This is a genomic window from Streptomyces sp. NPDC021020 (assembly GCF_044333285.1).
Lineage (GTDB): Bacteria > Actinomycetota > Actinomycetes > Streptomycetales > Streptomycetaceae > Actinacidiphila.
On sequence record NZ_JBIRQQ010000005.1, the window covers coordinates 616290 to 632285 of the forward strand.

Genomic DNA, 15996 nt, shown 5'->3' on the forward strand with positions numbered 1-15996 from the left:
CCGATCTTCCGCCGGTGGGTGGTTGCGCGCGCAGTTCCCCGCGCCCCTGGGTGATTGCCGCCTGGCGTGGCATGGTGCCTTTCCCCCGGTGGGGGCTGAGCGCGCAGTTCCCCGCGCCCCTGCGGGGCGCTTGCCCGGCGTGGCAGCGAACCCGTCGGGGGCTCGCTTCTGCCGCGCAGGGCACACACCAGGGGCGCGGGGAACTGCGCGACAAGCCACGTACCGGCCGTAAGGTCCCGGGGGGAGAGCAAGGGGCAGCCCGGAGGGCTGAGGGTCGGCCCCGAAGGGGCTTGCGTCTGCCGCGCAGGGCACAAATCAGGGGCGCGGGGAACTGCGCGCGCAACCCTCCGCCGGGGGAAGATCCCGTCACAAGGGAAGGGGCAGCCCGGAGGGCTGGAGGGGAGACGGAAAGAGCACGGGTCCGCTCGGGCCCGTGCGTAGAGCTGAGGACCTCCGGAGGAGACCGTGGGGAAAGGGACCGGCGCGCAGGCTGGGCTGCGGCGGCGGAACATGGCGCTGGTCATGCGGGCGCTCGCCGCGGGCGAGAACGTGACGAGGGCCGCGGTCGCCGCGGAGGTCGGGCTGACGCGGGCCACCGTGTCGACGCTCGTCGACGAGCTGCTGGCCGCCGGGCTCCTCGAAGAGCAGGGCGCGCAGCGGCCGGGCACGGTCGGCCGCCCCGGCACCGTGCTGGCGCTCACCGAGACGGGCCCCGCGGGCATCGGCGCGGAGATCGGCGTGGACCACCTCGCCGCGTGCGCGGTGGACCTGCGCGGCCGGGTGCGGGCCCGCGCGGAGCGGCCCGCGGCCAACCGGGGCCGCCCCGCCGAGGCCGTGCTCGGGGAACTGGCCGAGCTGACCGGCGAGGTGATCCGTAAGAGCACGGAGGCCGGGCTGACGGCCGTACGGACGACCGTCGCCGTACCGGGGCTCATCGGGCCCGACCACCGCACCGTCCTGCGGGCGCCCAACCTCGGGTGGGAGGACGTACCGCTGGACGCGGCCTTCCCCGAGACGTCCACCGCCGTGGAGAACGAGGCCAACCTCGGCGCCCTCGCCGAGCTGTGGCTCGGCGGCCACGACGGCGGCCTCGCGGACTTCGTGCACGTCTCCGCCGAGATCGGCATCGGTGCCGCCCTGGTCGTGGAGGGCCGGCTCTTCCGCGGGGCGCGCGGCTTCGCGGGCGAGCTGGGGCACATGCCGGTGCGCCCGGAGGGGCCTCCGTGCTCGTGCGGGGCGACGGGCTGCCTGGAGACGTACGCGGGCGAGGAGGCGCTGCTGCGCGCCGCGGGGGTGACCGCGGGCCGCGGCCCGGCGCTGAAGGCCGCGGCAGTCGCGGGCGACCCGGCGGCGCTGCGGGCGCTGGAAGAGGCGGGCGCCGCCCTGGGCATAGCCCTGAGCGGCGCGGTGAATCTGCTGGACCCGCAGGCCGTGGTGGTCGGCGGCCCGCTCGCGGACCTCGCGCCCTGGCTGCTGCCGGGGGTGCGGCGCGAGCTGGCCGCGCGCGTCACGGACCGCCGGTGGCGGGCGCAGGACGTGGTGATCTCCCGCCTCGGCCGCGACGGCGTACTGCGCGGGGCCGCCTACAGCTCGGTGCGTACCGTGCTGGACGACCCCGCGACGTGGATCCGTACGGAGACGGAGCGGGCTACTTCAGAGCCGAGCCCGCCACCCACTGGCTCCATGTCATGTTCCAGCCGTTGAGACCGTTGCTGGGCTGGATGACCTTGTCCGGCGAGTTGACGACCGTCACGACGTCGCCGACCAGCGAGTTGTCGTAGAACCAGGCGGCGTTCGTGGTGGGGTCGCCGCCGCCCTTGACGTCCTCGATGCCGATGCAGCCGTGGCTGGTGTTGACGTTGCCGAAGACGGACGGGTCGCCCCAGTAGTTGCCGTGGATGAACGTCCCGGAGTCGCTGAGCCGCATGGCGTGCGGCACGTCCGGGATGTCGTACTCGCCCTTGCCGTCGTCGTCGGTGAAGCCGACGGTCGCCCCGTTCATCCGGGTCGTCTCGTGCTTCTCCTCGATGACCATCTGGCCGTCGTAGGTGGTGTGGTCCTCGCTGCCGGCCGAGATCGGGATGGTGCGGACGACCTGGCCGTCGCGCACGACGGTCATCATGTGCGTCTGGGTGTCGACGGTGGAGACCTGCGAGCGGCCGATGTCGAAGCCGATCGTCTTGTGCTGCGTGCCGTGGACGCCGGGGGCGCCCTCGACGCCCTTCCAGTTCATCGTCACGGTCACGTGCGTGCCGGCGACCCAGTAGTTCTGCGGGCGCAGGTCCAGCCGCTTGCTGTTGAACCAGTGGCCGACCACGGTCTGGTGGCTCGTGGAACCCACGGTGACGGCGCGCTGCACGCCGGCCTGGTCGGCCTTGGATATCGCGTGGTCGAAGTTGATCGACACCGGCATGCCGACGCCGACGGTCGAGCCGTCCTCGGGCGTGAAGTAGCCGGTGAAGGTCGACGGCTTCGCGGCGGCGGTCGCGAAGGTCGCGGTCGCCGCGGTGGGCGTGCCCTGTGCGTCGCTCGCGGCGGCGGAGACGGTGTACTGGGTGCTGTGCGCGAGCGAGCCGCTCTGCGTCCACGTCTTCTTGTCCGCGGACAGCTTGCCGGCCACCGCCTTGCCCCCGGACTTGGCCTTCATCGTGACCTTGCTCAGGGTGCCGCCGCTGACGGTCACCTTCACCGCGCCGCCGCCGACCTTCGCGCCGGTCGAGCCGTTCTTCGGGGTGATGGTGATCTTCGCGGCCGAGGCGTGCTTGGCCGCCGCCGCGTCCTCGGTGGCCTGGCTCGTCGCCGAGGGGGAGGACGACGGGGTCGGGGCGGACGACGTCGCCGACGCCGAGGGGGAGGCCTTCCCGTCCGCGTGGCTCCCGCCGCCGCTGTTGCACGCGGTGAGGGCGACGGCGCCGCCCATCAGCACGGCGACCGCCGCCAGGGTGCGGCGGGTGGTGATCTTGCGGTGCTTGGCAGGGGCCTCGGTCGGGGCGGATCCGTTCTCGGGCGGCGTCACGCAGCTCTCCAATGCGGCAGTAGTCCCCCGCGGCCGGTGGGGCCTGCGGGCTTCTTCCGACCATGGAAACAGCCACGCCGGGGCAAATCACCCTTTCTTTCCGATATTGTGTTCCATCCCACGCCCGCGGTGACGGTGTGTGCTGATACGTACACGGAGCGCCTGCGGCACGGCGGTGGCGGGTGTAGGCCGACGGGGCGGGGCCCCGGGGGTGTGCCGGGGGGCGGCTTCCCAAGGGGTGGCGGAGGTCACTACGATCGGTGGCCACGGTCACGTCGTCGCAACCCCTGGGGGTTCCCATGGCCTCGCCCCGCCCTTATGTGGTGGCAGCCGCCGGCGCCGTCCTTGCCGCGCTGTACTTCGTCCCCACCGCGAGCGCCAGCACCGAGCACGCCGCCTCCGCCGCCCGTCCGGCCGCGCACGCGGGCGCCGCCGATGTGCAGAAGGCGGACGACGGCGACCTCGCCGACACCGGCGCCTTCAACACCAAGCCGTATCTGATCGGCGGCGCCGTCTTCCTGGTCGTCGGGGCGGGCCTGCTCGTCGAGTCGACCCGCCGCGCCCGCCAGGCCGAGGAGTCGGAGCCCGACACCACGCCCTGACGGCCTTCCCCCGCGGCTACGCCAGCGGGCCCGTGACCTGCTCGGCCGCGCTCACCAGGGCGCCGGACCGTACGAACACGTACGCCGCCTCCAGGTCGGGGGCGAGGAAGCGGTCCCGGCCCGGGCCCGCCACCCCGGCCTCGCGCGCCGCCGCCAGCACCGCCGCCGTCGCGGGGGCGGGGGAGCCGCCGCCGAACGTCCTGATCTCCAGCGCCCGGGTCGCCGCGACCAGCTCCACCGCCAGGACCCGCGCGAGCGCGTCCACCGCCGTGCGCAGCTTGCGCGCCGCCGACCAGCCCATCGAGACGTGGTCCTCCTGCATCGCCGAGGACGGGATCGAATCCACCGACGCGGGCACCGCGAGCCGCTTCAGCTCGCTGACCAGCGCGGCCTGCGTGTACTGCGCGATCATCAGCCCCGAGTCCACGCCCGGGTCGTCCGCCAGGAAGGGCGGCAGGCCGTGCGAGCGGTTCTTGTCCAGCAGCCGGTCGGTGCGCCGCTCCGCGATCGAGGCGAGGTCGGCGGCGGCGATCGCGAGGAAGTCCAGGACGTAGCCGACGGGGGCGCCGTGGAAGTTCCCGTTCGACTCGATCCGGCCGTCCTCGGTGATGACCGGGTTGTCGACGGCCGCGGCCAGCTCGCGGTCCGCGACCGTACGGGCGTGCGCGAGGGTGTCCCGGCCCGCGCCCGCGACCTGCGGGGCACAGCGCACGGAGTACGCGTCCTGCACGCGCGGGGCGTCGTCCTGGTGGTGCCCCGTCAGGCCCGAGCCCGCCAGGACCTTCCGCATGTTCGCCGCGCTCGCGCCCTGGCCCGGGTGCGGGCGGATCGCGTGCAGGTCGGGCGCGAGCACCTTCTCCGTACCGAGCAGGGCTTCGAGGGTCAGGGCCGCGGTGACGTCCGCGGAGGTGAAGAGGCGGGCGAGGTCGTCGCAGGCCATGACCAGCATGCCGAGCATGCCGTCCGTGCCGTTGATGAGGGCCAGGCCCTCCTTCTCGCGCAGCTCGACCGGGTCGATGCCGTGCGCCGCCAGCAGCTCGCCCGCCGGGCGGACCTCGCCGTCCGGGCCCTCCGCCTCGCCCTCGCCCATCAGCACCTGGGCGCAGTGCGCGAGCGGCGCGAGGTCGCCGGAGCAGCCGAGACTGCCGTACTCGTGGACGACGGGGGTGATGCCCGCGTTCAGCAGCGCGGCCATCGTCTGCGCGACCACCGGCCGCACACCGGTGCGGCCCGACGCGAGCGTCTTGAGCCGCAGGAACATCAGCGCGCGGACGACCTCCCGCTCGACCCGCGGGCCCATCCCCGCGGCGTGCGACCGCACCAGCGAACGCTGGAGCTGCGCGCGCAGCTCGGGGCTGATGTGGCGGACGGCGAGGGCGCCGAAGCCGGTGGACACGCCGTACACCGGCTCCGGCTTCGCCGCGAGCGCGTCCACGACGCGGCGGGCCGCGGCCATCGCCTCGACGGCGCTCTCCGCGAGGCGGACCTGTGCGTTGCCGCGTGCGACGGCCAGCACGTCTTCGGGGCTTGCCCCGGCGGGGCCGATGAGCACGGTGTGCATATTCATATTCATGCACCCTAGGCACTGAATCCCGCTCTGTCACGGGAGGGCTCAGCGCTGCCGCGCCGGGCAACCCCAGGGGCGCGGGGAACTGCGCGCTCAGCCATCCACCGGCCGGTGGTCCGGATCGGACCGAACTGCCCCTTCGGGCCGGTGACTACCCGCGCCCCGGTGGGGGCTGGGCGCGCAGTTCCCCGCGCCCCTAAAAACGCTCACCGCCCTGCGCAGCAGAAGACGCTCGCCCCGCGGCGCAGCCGCACCCTGGCGGGGTGCCGCCCCCCTGCGCAAGGGCCAGGTCCAGTCGCGGAGGGGGCGCGGGGAGGAGGGTTCGGGCATCGGGCCCGGGATGAGGGCGAGGGCCAGGGCCAGGAGGAGCGCCCCGACGGCGCAGTCGAGCCAGTAGTGGTTGGCCGTGCCAACCACGACAAGCATGGTCAGCAGCGGATGCAGCAGCCACAGCCAGCGCCAGCGGGAGCGGTGGGAGGCGATGAGGCCGACCGCGATCGCCAGGGCCCAGCCGACGTGGAGCGAGGGCATCGCGGCGAACTGGTTCGCCATCGAGTGCGTCTCGGGCTTGCCGTAGACCGCGGGGCCGTACACCGCCGCGGTGTCGATCATGCCGTCGCCGGGCAGCAGGCGCGGCGGCGCGAGCGGGAAGAGCAGATGCCCCAGCAGGGCCAGCATCGTCTGGATGACGATCGCCCGGCGGATCCACAGGTAGTGCGCCCGCCGGCGCACGAACATGTAGCCCAAAAAGAGGAGCATCGCCGGGAAGTGCACCGTGGCGTAGAGGTAGTTGGCGATGTGCACGAGCGATTCGCTGTGCAGCAGCAGTTGCTGCACGGAGCGCTCGCTCGGCAGGTGCACCGCGCGCTCGAACGACCACACGTGGTCGGCGTGGTGGAAGGCCTCCTCGGTGTGGCCGTTGGCGACCTTCCGCCCGTACTTGTAGACGGCCTGGACGGCGACGAGCAGCGCCAGCTCCGGCAGGAGCCGGGGGAGCCGGTCCGGGAGCGGGATGCGGGGTGGTCGGTGGAGGAGCCTCCGGCTGCCGTACGCCGCCGATGTCGCGCTCCCCATACCCATTTCTCAGCCCCTGTCGTCCGCCGCTGCTGACTCCGGTGCCGTACCGTCCCCGTCGCCTGCCCCGCAGAGCCGACGCCAGTCCGACTGCTCCGGACATCCTCGCAAAGCGGTGGCGAAATGTCCGTGAGGTTAATCCCACACCAATCCGGCTCAACCCTCTCGGGTCGCCCGCGTCCGGGCGCCGCCCCTCCCGTACGGCGACCCCCACCCGTCCCACCCGCCGCCGCAACGCTCCGAGCGCAGGCCGCAAGAATCGCGCAATCTCGTGAAGTTGTTCGGCACAGACGCGAAATACCGCGCGCACGCACCTTGTGCGGTCGGTCCGGAGCGTCCTAAATTCACCCTCACCGCCGCCGCCCGCGCGGGGCGGGGACCCCCACGTGAGCTGTCCCGAGAGAATCGAGCTGTCGATGGCGAGATGGTCAACAGGCCCGCGGCGAAGAGCCGTTGTGACGGTCGCGGCGGTCACCGCGACCGCCGCGGCGTTCGGCGTGCTGGGCGCCGGAGCGGCGGCCGCCAAGGCGCCGGCCAAGGCCCAGGGCAAGGCCGTGGTCACCCGGGCGGCGCTGGACCCGGCGCTGACCGCCGGGCGCGGCGCGAGCGTCGGCTTCGCCGAGCAGGAGGCCGAGAACGCGGTCACGAACGGCACCGTCATCGGCCCGGGCCGGGACGCGTACACGCTGCCCGCGGAGGCGTCGGGCCGCAGCGCGGTGACGCTCCAGCCGGGGCAGTACGTCGAGTTCACGCTGCCGAGCGCGGCCAACGCGATCAACGTGCGCTACAGCATCCCGGACGCCCCCAAGGGCGGCGGGCTCACCTCGCCGCTGAAGGTCGGCGTCGGCGGCACGACGAAGACGATGACGCTGACCTCGCAGTACGCCTGGCTCTACAACCTCTACCCGTTCTCGAACGACCCGGCCGCCGACATCCTGCACCCGGACTACTGGGTCACCGAGTGCTCCTGCGTCCCGCAGGACACCACCCCGGCGCCGGTCTTCGCCAAGCCCTACCGGCCCAACCACTTCTACGACGAGCAGCGGCTGCTGCTGGGCCGTACGTACAAGGCCGGCGAGAAGGTGCGCCTGTCCGTGCCCGCGGGCGCGGCGGCCACCACCGTCGACCTGCTGGACTCGCAGCTCGTCGCGGCGCCCAAGATCGACCTGATCGCCGCCAACGTGCTGCTCTTCGGCGCCGACCCGACCGGGCGGCGGGATTCGGCGGGCGCGATCGAGAAGGCCGTCGCCTTCGCCCAGAAGGCCCACCTCAAGGTCTACATCCCGCCGGGCACCTACCAGGTCAGCCGGCACATCGTCGTCGACCACGTCACGATCGAGGGCGCGGGCAGCTGGTACACGATCCTCAAGGGCCACCAGGTGGACCTCGCCACGCCCGCCCCCGACGGATCCGTGCACACCGGGGTCGGCTTCTACGGCAAGGACGCGGCGCAGGGCGGCAGTTCGGACGTCCACCTGTCCGGCTTCGCGATCGAGGGCGACGTCCGCGAGCGCATCGACACCGACCAGGTCAACGGCATCGGCGGCGCGCTCAGCAACTCCACGATCGACGGCCTCTACATCCAGCACACCAAGGTCGGCATGTGGTTCGACGGGCCGATGAGCAATCTCAAGATCACGAACAACGTGATCGTCGACCAGATCGCCGACGGCATCAACTTCCACACCGGCGTGACGCGTTCGGTCATCTCGAACAACTTCCTGCGCAACACCGGTGACGACGCGCTCGCGCTGTGGTCGGACAAGGTCGAGGACGCCAACAACACCATCGACCACAACACCGTGCAGACCCCCGTCCTCGCCAACGGCATCGCCCTGTACGGCGGTACGGACAACACCGTCTCGGCGAACCTGATCGCGGACCCCATCCGCGAGGGCAGCGCGATCCAGGTCGGCTCCCGCTTCGGCGCCGAGCCCTTCACCGGCAGCCTGAAGATCGCCGACAACACCACCGTGCGCGCGGGCACGTACGAGCTGAACTGGAACATCGGGCTCGGCGCGATCTGGTTCTACGCGCTGGAGAAGAACATCGACGCCGACATCCAGGTGACCGGCGACCACTTCCTCGACAGCACCTACAACGCGATCATGCTGGTCGCCGACTTCCCGGTGAAGGACCTCTACTCGATCACCAACGTCCACTTCAAGGACATCCAGGTCGACGGCACCGGCACCTCCGTGCTCAGTGCCCGGTCCGCGGGCGGCGCGACCTTCCAGAACGTCGACGCCCGCAACGTCGGGGCCGTGGGCATCAACAACTGCGGCTCGTTCAACTTCACCCCGGCCGGCTCCGAATTCACCGTGACCGACCTCGGCGGCAACGACGGCGGCGGCACCACCGGCCCGTGGCTCGCCCCGTGGGAGCTGCCCAACACCATCACCTGCAACGACCGCCCGGACGTCGTGGCCCCGCCGGCGCCGTCCGCGTGGTGACGCACCCGCTCCCGTAACGCACACCGGCCGCCGGCCGCCCGGGTCCCTGACACCCGGGCGGCCGGCGGTCGCGCGTACCCCGGCGTTCCGGGCGACTTCCGGCGTTCACCCGGCCGCGCCCTCGGGTTCGCCTCGCGGTCGGGGCGGTGTCGCCGGGCCGGTGTGGGATGGCTGGTCGCACCCTCGCGCGGCTCGTCGCACCCTCGCGGCGACAGGACCCGCGGGCCGGACGCACCAGGCGCAGCGCACCACAACCCGGAGGACCCGTGTCCGCAGCCGAGGCCGTATCGGCCCAGGAGAATCCCGCAGGCCCGGCAGTCCGCCCGCCGCAGGCCCCACGCGGGCGGCTGCGCGCGTGGGCCCGGGGCAGCACCGCGCTGCGCGCGGGCGCCGGGGCCGCGGTGCTGGCCTGCGTGCTCTTCTGCCTCGGCGGCGCGCTCGCCGGCAGCTACCCGCTCGGCTCGCACACCCGCAACGTCGTCGACCTCGGCAACCAGTACCTGCCCTACCACGTGTACTGGCGCAAGGTGCTGACCGGCGGAGCCGACGGCGACCTCTTCGTCAACTGGAACTCAGGCTTCGGCACGAACTTCCTCGGCGACATCGGCACCTACCTGAGCAGCCCCTTCGACCTCATGGTGGTGCTCTTCCCGGCCGACCGCCCGGAGCTGGCGCTCTACGTCATCACCGTCGCCAAGGTCACCGCGGCCGGGGCCGCGATGGCGGTGCTGCTGCTGCGGCTGCGCCGCGGGCCCTGGCCGCTCGCCGCACTGCTGGGGGCCGCGTACGCGCTGTCCGGGTGGACGCTCGACAACGGCGCGGTCGTCCCGATGTGGCTCGACGGGCTGTTCGCCTTCCCGATGCTGTGCCTGGTCGGCGAGTGGGCGCGCACCGCCCGCCGCCCGGTGATCGCCCCGCTCGTCGTGGCGCTCGCCTGGATCTCGAACTTCTACACCGCCTACATGGCCACCCTCGGCGCGGCGATCGTGCTGCTGGTGCGCCTCTTCACCGCCGAGGGCAGCGAGACCGCCCGCAAGCGCCTCGTCACGCTGCTGCACGCGGCCCGCGGCATGCTCATCGGCGTGGGGCTCGCCGCCCCGCTGGTGCTGGTGATCTACAAGGCAACCAAGGTCGCCGACCCCACCCCGAAGGTGACCTTCGCGCCCGCCGCCTGGGCCGACATCGCCGCCCGCTTCCTGCCCGCGACCACCAGCACCGCGACCCCCGCCCTCTACATCGGCACCCCCGCGCTCGTCCTCGCGCTGACCCTGCCCTTCAACCGGGCCGTCGCCGTACGCGTACGGGCCTGGTGGTCGGCTGCCGCGGTGCTCGTCACGCTGTCGCTCAACTGGGAGCCCACGCATCTGGTCTGGCACGCCGGGGCCTCGCCCAACGGGGTGCCCTACCGGCAGACCTTCGTGCTGTGCGGGCTGCTGCTGATCGCCGGGTGGCTGTCGGCCGCCGACGGGCTGCCCGCGCTGCCCGCGCTGCTGGGCGGTACCGCCCTGGTGCTGCTGATCGCGTTCGCCGGGCACGGCCGGCAGGCCGACGACCGCTGGACCTACCGCCTCTTCGCGCTCGCCCTGGTCCTGGGCCTGGCCGCCGCCGCGGCGCTGCTGCTCCGGCAGCGGTACGGGTGGGGTGCGCGGGCGCTGCCGGCCGCTGCCGCGGTGCTGCTGCTGCTCGCGCAGGGCGGGGAATCCGCGGTGTCCGCGGGCCGCGTCGTCAAGGACCAGCTGAAGGAGGTGTCCTGGACGCCGCGGCTCGGCCCGGCCCAGCAGGACATGGCCGCCGCGGTCGCCGCCAAGGACGACTGGCCGCGCTCGCGCACCGACCCCGGCGACGTGCCCGGCGGCAACGACGAGCTGGTGGTCGGCGGCCAGGGCGCGGAGTATTACAGCAGCCTCACCTCCGACATCACCTCCTGGACGCTGTCCGAACTGGGCTTCGGCTACTACGCCAAGGGCCGCCACCCGGTGACGCTCGACAACCCCGTCACCGACGCGATCTTCTCCATCGGCACCCGTATGCACTCCACCCCCACCGCGAAGCCCAGCAGCACCGCACTGCCGCGCGCCACCACGACGTCCACCACCACCCCCGTCCCGCCGCTGGTCACCGTCCGGCCGGACCTCGACCTCGCCCGTACGGCCCCGCGGTGGACCGGCTCCGCCTTCAGCAACCAGGAGCTGCTGCTCGGCGCCACCGTCTACGACCAGCCGCACGTCACCCGTACGGACACCGGCACCGGCAAGGCGCTGCTCACCGCGACCTGCGCGCCCGGCTCCGCGGTCTACTTCTGGGCCCCGCAGTACAAGGGCACCGCGGCGCTCGGCGGCGCCGCGCCGGTCGGCGTGGACGGCCACCTGCCCGCCGTACGCGCCCCGATGGTGCCCGTCGGAAATGTCCCCGCCTCCGGCCGCGCCGAGGTCGCGCTGAGCTTCTTCGGCCATCTGCGGCTCCCGGAGCAGCCCCTCGGCTGCCTGGACCGCGGCCGCCTCACCGCCGCCGTGCAGCACCTGACGGCCACCGGCGCGACCGCCGTGCACATCGACGGCCACCACTTCTCGGCCACCCTCCCCGCGGGCAGCACCGGCACCGCGCTGGTCGCCGTACCTCGCATCGAGGGCTGGAGCTGCTCGGCCGGCGGCGCCCCGGCCAAGCCCGCGCGCAAATACCTCGGCCTCGTCGCGGTGCCGCTGGACGGCAAGGCCACCACGCTGGCCTGCGACTTCACCCCGCCCGGCCTCAAGCTCGGCGGCGCGGCGGGCGGCGCGGCACTCGTCGCGCTCATCGCGACAGGCATGTGGTACCGGCGGGTGAACCGCCGTGGCGGGGCGGCCGGGGCACTACCCTCGGCGGCATGAGCGATCAGCACACCGATCAGCACGGCGGCCAGTTCGAGACCCTCGCCATCCACGCCGGGCAGCCCGCGGACGCGGCCACCGGCGCCGTCGTCACCCCCATCTACCAGGTGTCGACGTACAAGCAGGACGGCGTCGGGGGCCTGCGCGGCGGCTACGAGTACAGCCGGTCGGCGAACCCGACCAGGACCGCGCTCGAAGCCAACCTCGCGGCCCTCGAAGGCGGCCGCCGCGGCCTCGCCTTCGCCTCCGGTCTCGCGGCCGAGGACTGCCTGCTGCGTACGGTCCTCTCGCCCGGCGACCACGTCGTGATCCCCAACGACGCCTACGGCGGCACCTTCCGGCTCTTCTCCCGGGTCGTGGAGCGCTGGGGCGTGTCCTGGTCGGTCGCCGACACCTCCGACGTCCAGGCGGTACGCGCTGCGCTGCGCCCGGAGACCAAGGTCATCTGGGTCGAGACGCCGTCCAACCCGCTGCTGGGCATCTCCGACATCGCCGCGCTCGCCGGGGTCGCCCGGCAGGCGGGCGTGCGGCTGGTGGTCGACAACACCTTCGCGAGCCCGTACCTGCAGCAGCCGCTGGCGCTCGGCGCGGACGTCGTCGTGCACTCCACGACCAAGTACATGGGCGGCCACTCCGACGTCGTCGGCGGCGCCCTGGTCACCTCCGACGCCACGCTCGGCGACGAACTCGCCTACCACCAGAACGCGATGGGCGCGGTGGCCGGGCCCTTCGACGCCTGGCTCGTCATGCGCGGCATCAAGACGCTCGCGGTGCGCATGGACCGGCACAGCGCCAACGCCACCCGGGTCGCCGAACTGCTGACGGCCCATCCGAAGGTCACCCACGTCCTCTACCCGGGCCTGCCCGAGCACCCGGGCCACGAGACCGCGGCCAAGCAGATGCGGGCCTTCGGCGGCATGGTGTCCTTCCGCGTCGCGGGCGGCGAGGAGGCGGCGGTCGAGGTGTGCAACCGGGCGAAGCTCTTCACGCTCGGCGAGTCGCTGGGCGGTGTCGAGTCGCTCATCGAGCACCCGGGCCGGATGACGCACGCCTCGGCGGCGGGCTCCGCGCTCGAAGTGCCCGCGGACCTGGTACGGCTGTCGGTCGGCATCGAGTCCGCCGACGACCTGCTGGCCGACCTCACGCAGGCGCTGGGCTGAAGTTCAGAGCGAGTGGGGTAGTTGGGGCAGGCGGGGTAACAGCGGCGGTGGGAGCCGCGCCGTGACCGCCTGCCCCCACCAGGTGCCGTCGCCGGTGCCGCCGCCCCCGCTGCCCGCGTCGTCCGGCCAGTACAGGACCGCGAGCACGATCCCGGCCACCACCGCGGCCGCCAGCAGCACCCACAGCACGCGGGCCAGCACCCGGCGGCGGCGGACCGTACGCCGTCCCCGCGCGGTCGCGTGGGCGACCAGGCCCGCGGGCACGATCGGGTGCGGGGTGTCGAGCAGCCTGCGCACCTCGTCGTCGCGCCGGTTGCGCGCCGGGCTCACCGGGCCGCTCCGTGGACCTCGCGGCGCGGGCGCGCACCGCCCGGGGGGCTGTCCGGGGGGCCGTTCCCGGAGCTGCCCGGGCCGCCGCCCGCGCGGGCCTCGGCGACGCTGGCGGGCGGCGGGCCCGGCGGGCGGCTGCGCAGGGTGGCGGCGGCGCGGGCGCAGATCGCCCGGACACGGTCGGTGGGCAGCTCCAGCTGCGCGGCCGTCTGCTCCTCGGCGACGCCCTCGAAGTAGCGCATCGTGACGACCATCCGCTCCTGCGGGGTCAGCCGCTCCAGCACCCCGCCGCGCGGCCTGCGCCAGAACGGGCGGGACGCGAAGCGCCGCACCAGCTCGGCCCGTGCCTGGTCGTAGGGATCCTCGGAGCGCATCCGCAGCCAGTCCGCGTAGGTGCGGGCCAAGGTCGCGCCGAGCAGCCGCTCGGCCTGCCCGCGGTCGCCGGTGAGCAGGGTCGCGGTGTGCAGCAGCCGTCCTGCCGCCCCGGCGGTGAACGCCGCGAATTCGGCGTCCCGTCGGGTCTCCGCAGCCGCCCGGCGCTTGCCCACGCGGCCATGGGACGGCAACCGGGTGTTCCGGGTCAAGACCTTTGCCTGTCCCCCTTGCGCCGGATGCGACCGGACGCGCGCCCGGCTCGCACCCGGCGCCCGGCCACGCCCGTCCGGCCTCACGGGCCCCGCGAATCCCGCACGCGGCCCGCCCGGCTCACGCCCCGGCGGCCCCGCTCGCCGCGCCCTGCTCCGCCGGCTCGTCGTCACCGCGGGTGAGCCCGGCGTGCCAGTCGGCGAGCCCGGCGTTGAAGCGGATGAGCAGCGCGGTGAACAGCTCCCGTTCCTGGTCCGTCCAGCCCTCGGTGACCTGGGCCATCAGCCGGCGGCGCGAGTCGCGTACGTCGTCCAGCCGGGCGCGGCCGCGCGGGGAGACGGCGAGCACCACGGCCCGCCCGTCGTCGGGGTGCGACGTGCGCTTGACCAGGCCGGTGTCGACCAGCGGGGCCACCTGCCGGGTCACCGTCGAGGAGTCGATGCCCATGGACTCCGCGAGCGCCTTGACACCCATCGGGCCCTCCCGGTCGAGCCGGTTGAGCAGCAGATAGGCGGCGCGGTCCATGGAGTTGCGGGCCTTGCCTACGCCGCCGAGCCGGGTCTGCTCGGCGCGGCGCGCGAAGAGGGCCACCTGGTGCTGGAGGCGCTCCAGGAGTTCGGTCGAGGTCTCCGTCGGTTTGGACATGACCTTGAAGCTCGCGTTCTGTCGATTCAACAAGAGGGAGGGGATGGTGCGCGGTGGTGCGGAGGTGGTGCCGGGGTGGTGCGGGGTGGTTGTGGCGGATAAGAGGCTCGGAGGGGCGGGAAGTTGGGAAGAAGAGTACGCGGCCGGACCGCCCCAGTTACCCCGCACGCACAAACCGCAACCGGGTCCTGACCCTGCCGTGCGGCCCGCGGCGCACCCCTGCCCCCGGGCGTGTCCCCCCACCCTGCGCGCTGCGCACCGGCCCTGCTGCGAGACTGGTCGTATGGAACGACCGGTTTCCGCCGCGCCCCACCCGATCACCCTCGACGACGTGCGTGGCGCCCACAAGATGCTCTCCGGCGTGGCCCGGATGACCGCGCTGGAAAGCAGCCGGCATCTGTCGTCCGTCATCGGCTCGCCCGTCCACCTCAAGTGCGAGAACCTCCAGCGCACCGGCTCCTTCAAGATCCGCGGCGCGTACGTGCGGATCGCCGGGCTGCGCCCCGAGGAGCGCGCGGCCGGCGTGGTCGCGGCCAGCGCCGGCAACCACGCGCAGGGCGTCGCGCTCGCCGCCTCGCTGCTCGGGGTGCGCTCGACGGTCTTCATGCCGGTCGGCGCCCCGCTGCCGAAGGTCGCCGCGACCCGCGACTACGGCGCCGAGGTGCGGCTGCACGGCACGGTCGTCGACGAGACGCTGCGGGCCGCGATCCGCTACGCCGAGGAGACCGGCGCGGTCTTCATCCACCCCTTCGACCACCCGGACATCATCGCCGGGCAGGGCACGGTGGGCCTGGAGATCCTGGAGCAGTGCCCCGAGGTGCGCACGATCGTGGTGGGCATCGGCGGCGGCGGCCTCGCGGCGGGTGTCGCGGTCGCGGTCAAGGCGCTGCGGCCGGACGTGCGGATCGTCGGCGTGCAGGCGGCGGGCGCCGCGGCGTACCCGCCCTCGCTCCAGGCGGGCCGCCCGGTCGCGCTCGGCCAGGTCGCCACGATGGCCGACGGCATCATGGTCGGCCGTCCGGGCGACGTACCGTTCGCGCTGATCAGGGAGCTGGTCGACGACGTCGTCACGGTGTCGGAGGACGAGCTGTCGTCGGCGCTGCTGCTGTGCCTGGAACGCGCCAAGCTGGTCGTCGAGCCCGCCGGGGCGAGCCCGGTCGCGGCGCTGCTGGCCGCGCCGGACGCGTACGAGGGCCCGGTCGTCGCGGTGCTGTCGGGCGGCAACGTCGACCCGCTGCTGCTCCAGCGCATCCTGCGGCACGGCATGTCGGCGGCGGGCCGCTACCTGTCGCTGCGGCTGCGGCTGACCGACCGTCCGGGGGCGCTCGCAACGCTTCTGGGGGTGTTGTCAGTGGTGGACGCTAACGTGCTCGACGTCAGTCATGTGCGGACCGACCCGCGGCTCGGGCTCACCGAGGCGGAGGTCGAACTGCACCTGGAGACCAAGGGTCCCGAGCACTGCGCCGCGGTCGGCGCGGCGCTGGAGGACGCCGGGTACGTGGTGATCGCCTGACCCCGCGACGGTCCGTCGGCGGACGTGTACGTGCCAGGGTTGACGCGATATATCGCGTCTGACATTCTCGCGGTGTATCGCGAAAATGCCGCCCCGGTCGTCCGCGGGCGGCACCGGTGCGTCCGATACCTCCGGTCGCCCCGGGGTCGATGAGTTTCGGCCGGCCGACCGGTCGTACAGACGT

At 73.6% G+C, this 15996-nt stretch carries 12 protein-coding genes; 6 read left to right on the forward strand and 6 right to left on the reverse strand.

The window, feature by feature from the left end; all coding sequences use genetic code 11:
- Positions 1 to 510 precede the first annotated feature (510 nt).
- Positions 511 to 1704: an ROK family protein gene (locus ACH4SL_RS18030; RefSeq protein ID WP_398446675.1), complete on the forward strand. Its 1194-nt coding sequence runs from the start codon at positions 511 to 513 to the stop codon at positions 1702 to 1704.
- Here ACH4SL_RS18030 and ACH4SL_RS18035 read toward each other — a convergent pair.
- A complete protein-coding gene (locus tag ACH4SL_RS18035) occupies positions 1649 to 2920 on the reverse strand; it encodes an Ig-like domain-containing protein (protein ID WP_398446677.1) in 1272 nt (423 codons plus the stop codon). The genes ACH4SL_RS18030 and ACH4SL_RS18035 overlap by 56 nt on opposite strands.
- Positions 2921 to 3339: 419 nt before the next feature.
- Here ACH4SL_RS18035 and ACH4SL_RS18040 point away from each other — a divergent pair, with 419 nt between their 5' ends.
- The gene (locus ACH4SL_RS18040; RefSeq protein ID WP_398446439.1) at positions 3340 to 3618 is read left to right on the forward strand and encodes a hypothetical protein; all 279 of its coding nucleotides are present in this window, start codon (positions 3340 to 3342) and stop codon (positions 3616 to 3618) included.
- A 16-nt stretch (positions 3619 to 3634) separates the two neighbouring features.
- On the opposite strand, the gene hutH is transcribed toward ACH4SL_RS18040, so the two are convergent.
- Together hutH and ACH4SL_RS18050 are read right to left on the reverse strand one after the other, a co-directional pair.
- Positions 3635 to 5185 carry a histidine ammonia-lyase gene (hutH, locus tag ACH4SL_RS18045; RefSeq protein ID WP_398446441.1) on the reverse strand — a complete coding sequence of 517 codons (1551 nt, stop codon included), beginning with the start codon at positions 5183 to 5185 and terminating at the stop codon, positions 3635 to 3637.
- A gap of 93 nt (positions 5186 to 5278) precedes the next feature.
- The gene (locus tag ACH4SL_RS18050; RefSeq protein WP_398446443.1) at positions 5279 to 6259 is read right to left on the reverse strand and encodes a phosphatase PAP2 family protein; all 981 of its coding nucleotides are present in this window, start codon (positions 6257 to 6259) and stop codon (positions 5279 to 5281) included.
- Between the two features lie 416 nt (positions 6260 to 6675).
- Between ACH4SL_RS18050 and ACH4SL_RS18055 the strand changes: the two genes are divergently transcribed.
- The 3 genes from ACH4SL_RS18055 (at position 6676) to ACH4SL_RS18065 (ending at position 12739) form a co-directional block, all read left to right on the forward strand.
- Positions 6676 to 8712, forward strand: a complete 2037-nt coding sequence (locus tag ACH4SL_RS18055) for a glycosyl hydrolase family 28-related protein (RefSeq protein ID WP_398446445.1) — start codon at positions 6676 to 6678, stop codon at positions 8710 to 8712.
- 266 nt (positions 8713 to 8978) lie between these two features.
- Positions 8979 to 11579: a YfhO family protein gene (locus ACH4SL_RS18060; RefSeq protein ID WP_398446447.1), complete on the forward strand. Its 2601-nt coding sequence runs from the start codon at positions 8979 to 8981 to the stop codon at positions 11577 to 11579.
- Positions 11576 to 12739, forward strand: a complete 1164-nt coding sequence (locus tag ACH4SL_RS18065; RefSeq protein WP_398446449.1) for a cystathionine gamma-synthase — start codon at positions 11576 to 11578, stop codon at positions 12737 to 12739. The genes ACH4SL_RS18060 and ACH4SL_RS18065 overlap by 4 nt, the downstream gene beginning before the upstream one ends.
- Positions 12740 to 12742: 3 nt before the next feature.
- Here the strand turns inward: ACH4SL_RS18065 and ACH4SL_RS18070 are convergent, their stop codons facing one another.
- The 3 genes from ACH4SL_RS18070 to ACH4SL_RS18080 all read right to left on the reverse strand — a co-directional run bounded on the left by ACH4SL_RS18070 (position 12743) and on the right by ACH4SL_RS18080 (position 14299).
- Entirely contained in the window at positions 12743 to 13069 is a 327-nt protein-coding gene (locus ACH4SL_RS18070; protein WP_398446451.1) for a hypothetical protein, read from the reverse strand.
- Positions 13066 to 13617: a sigma factor-like helix-turn-helix DNA-binding protein gene (locus ACH4SL_RS18075; protein WP_398446453.1), complete on the reverse strand. Its 552-nt coding sequence runs from the start codon at positions 13615 to 13617 to the stop codon at positions 13066 to 13068. Before ACH4SL_RS18075 ends, ACH4SL_RS18070 begins: the two co-directional genes overlap by 4 nt.
- Before the next feature lie 157 nt (positions 13618 to 13774).
- Entirely contained in the window at positions 13775 to 14299 is a 525-nt protein-coding gene (locus tag ACH4SL_RS18080) for a MarR family winged helix-turn-helix transcriptional regulator (RefSeq protein ID WP_398446455.1), read from the reverse strand.
- 283 nt (positions 14300 to 14582) lie between these two features.
- Between ACH4SL_RS18080 and ilvA the strand changes: the two genes are divergently transcribed.
- Positions 14583 to 15812: a threonine ammonia-lyase gene (gene ilvA / locus ACH4SL_RS18085; RefSeq protein ID WP_398446457.1), complete on the forward strand. Its 1230-nt coding sequence runs from the start codon at positions 14583 to 14585 to the stop codon at positions 15810 to 15812.
- Positions 15813 to 15996: the final 184 nt, after the last annotated feature.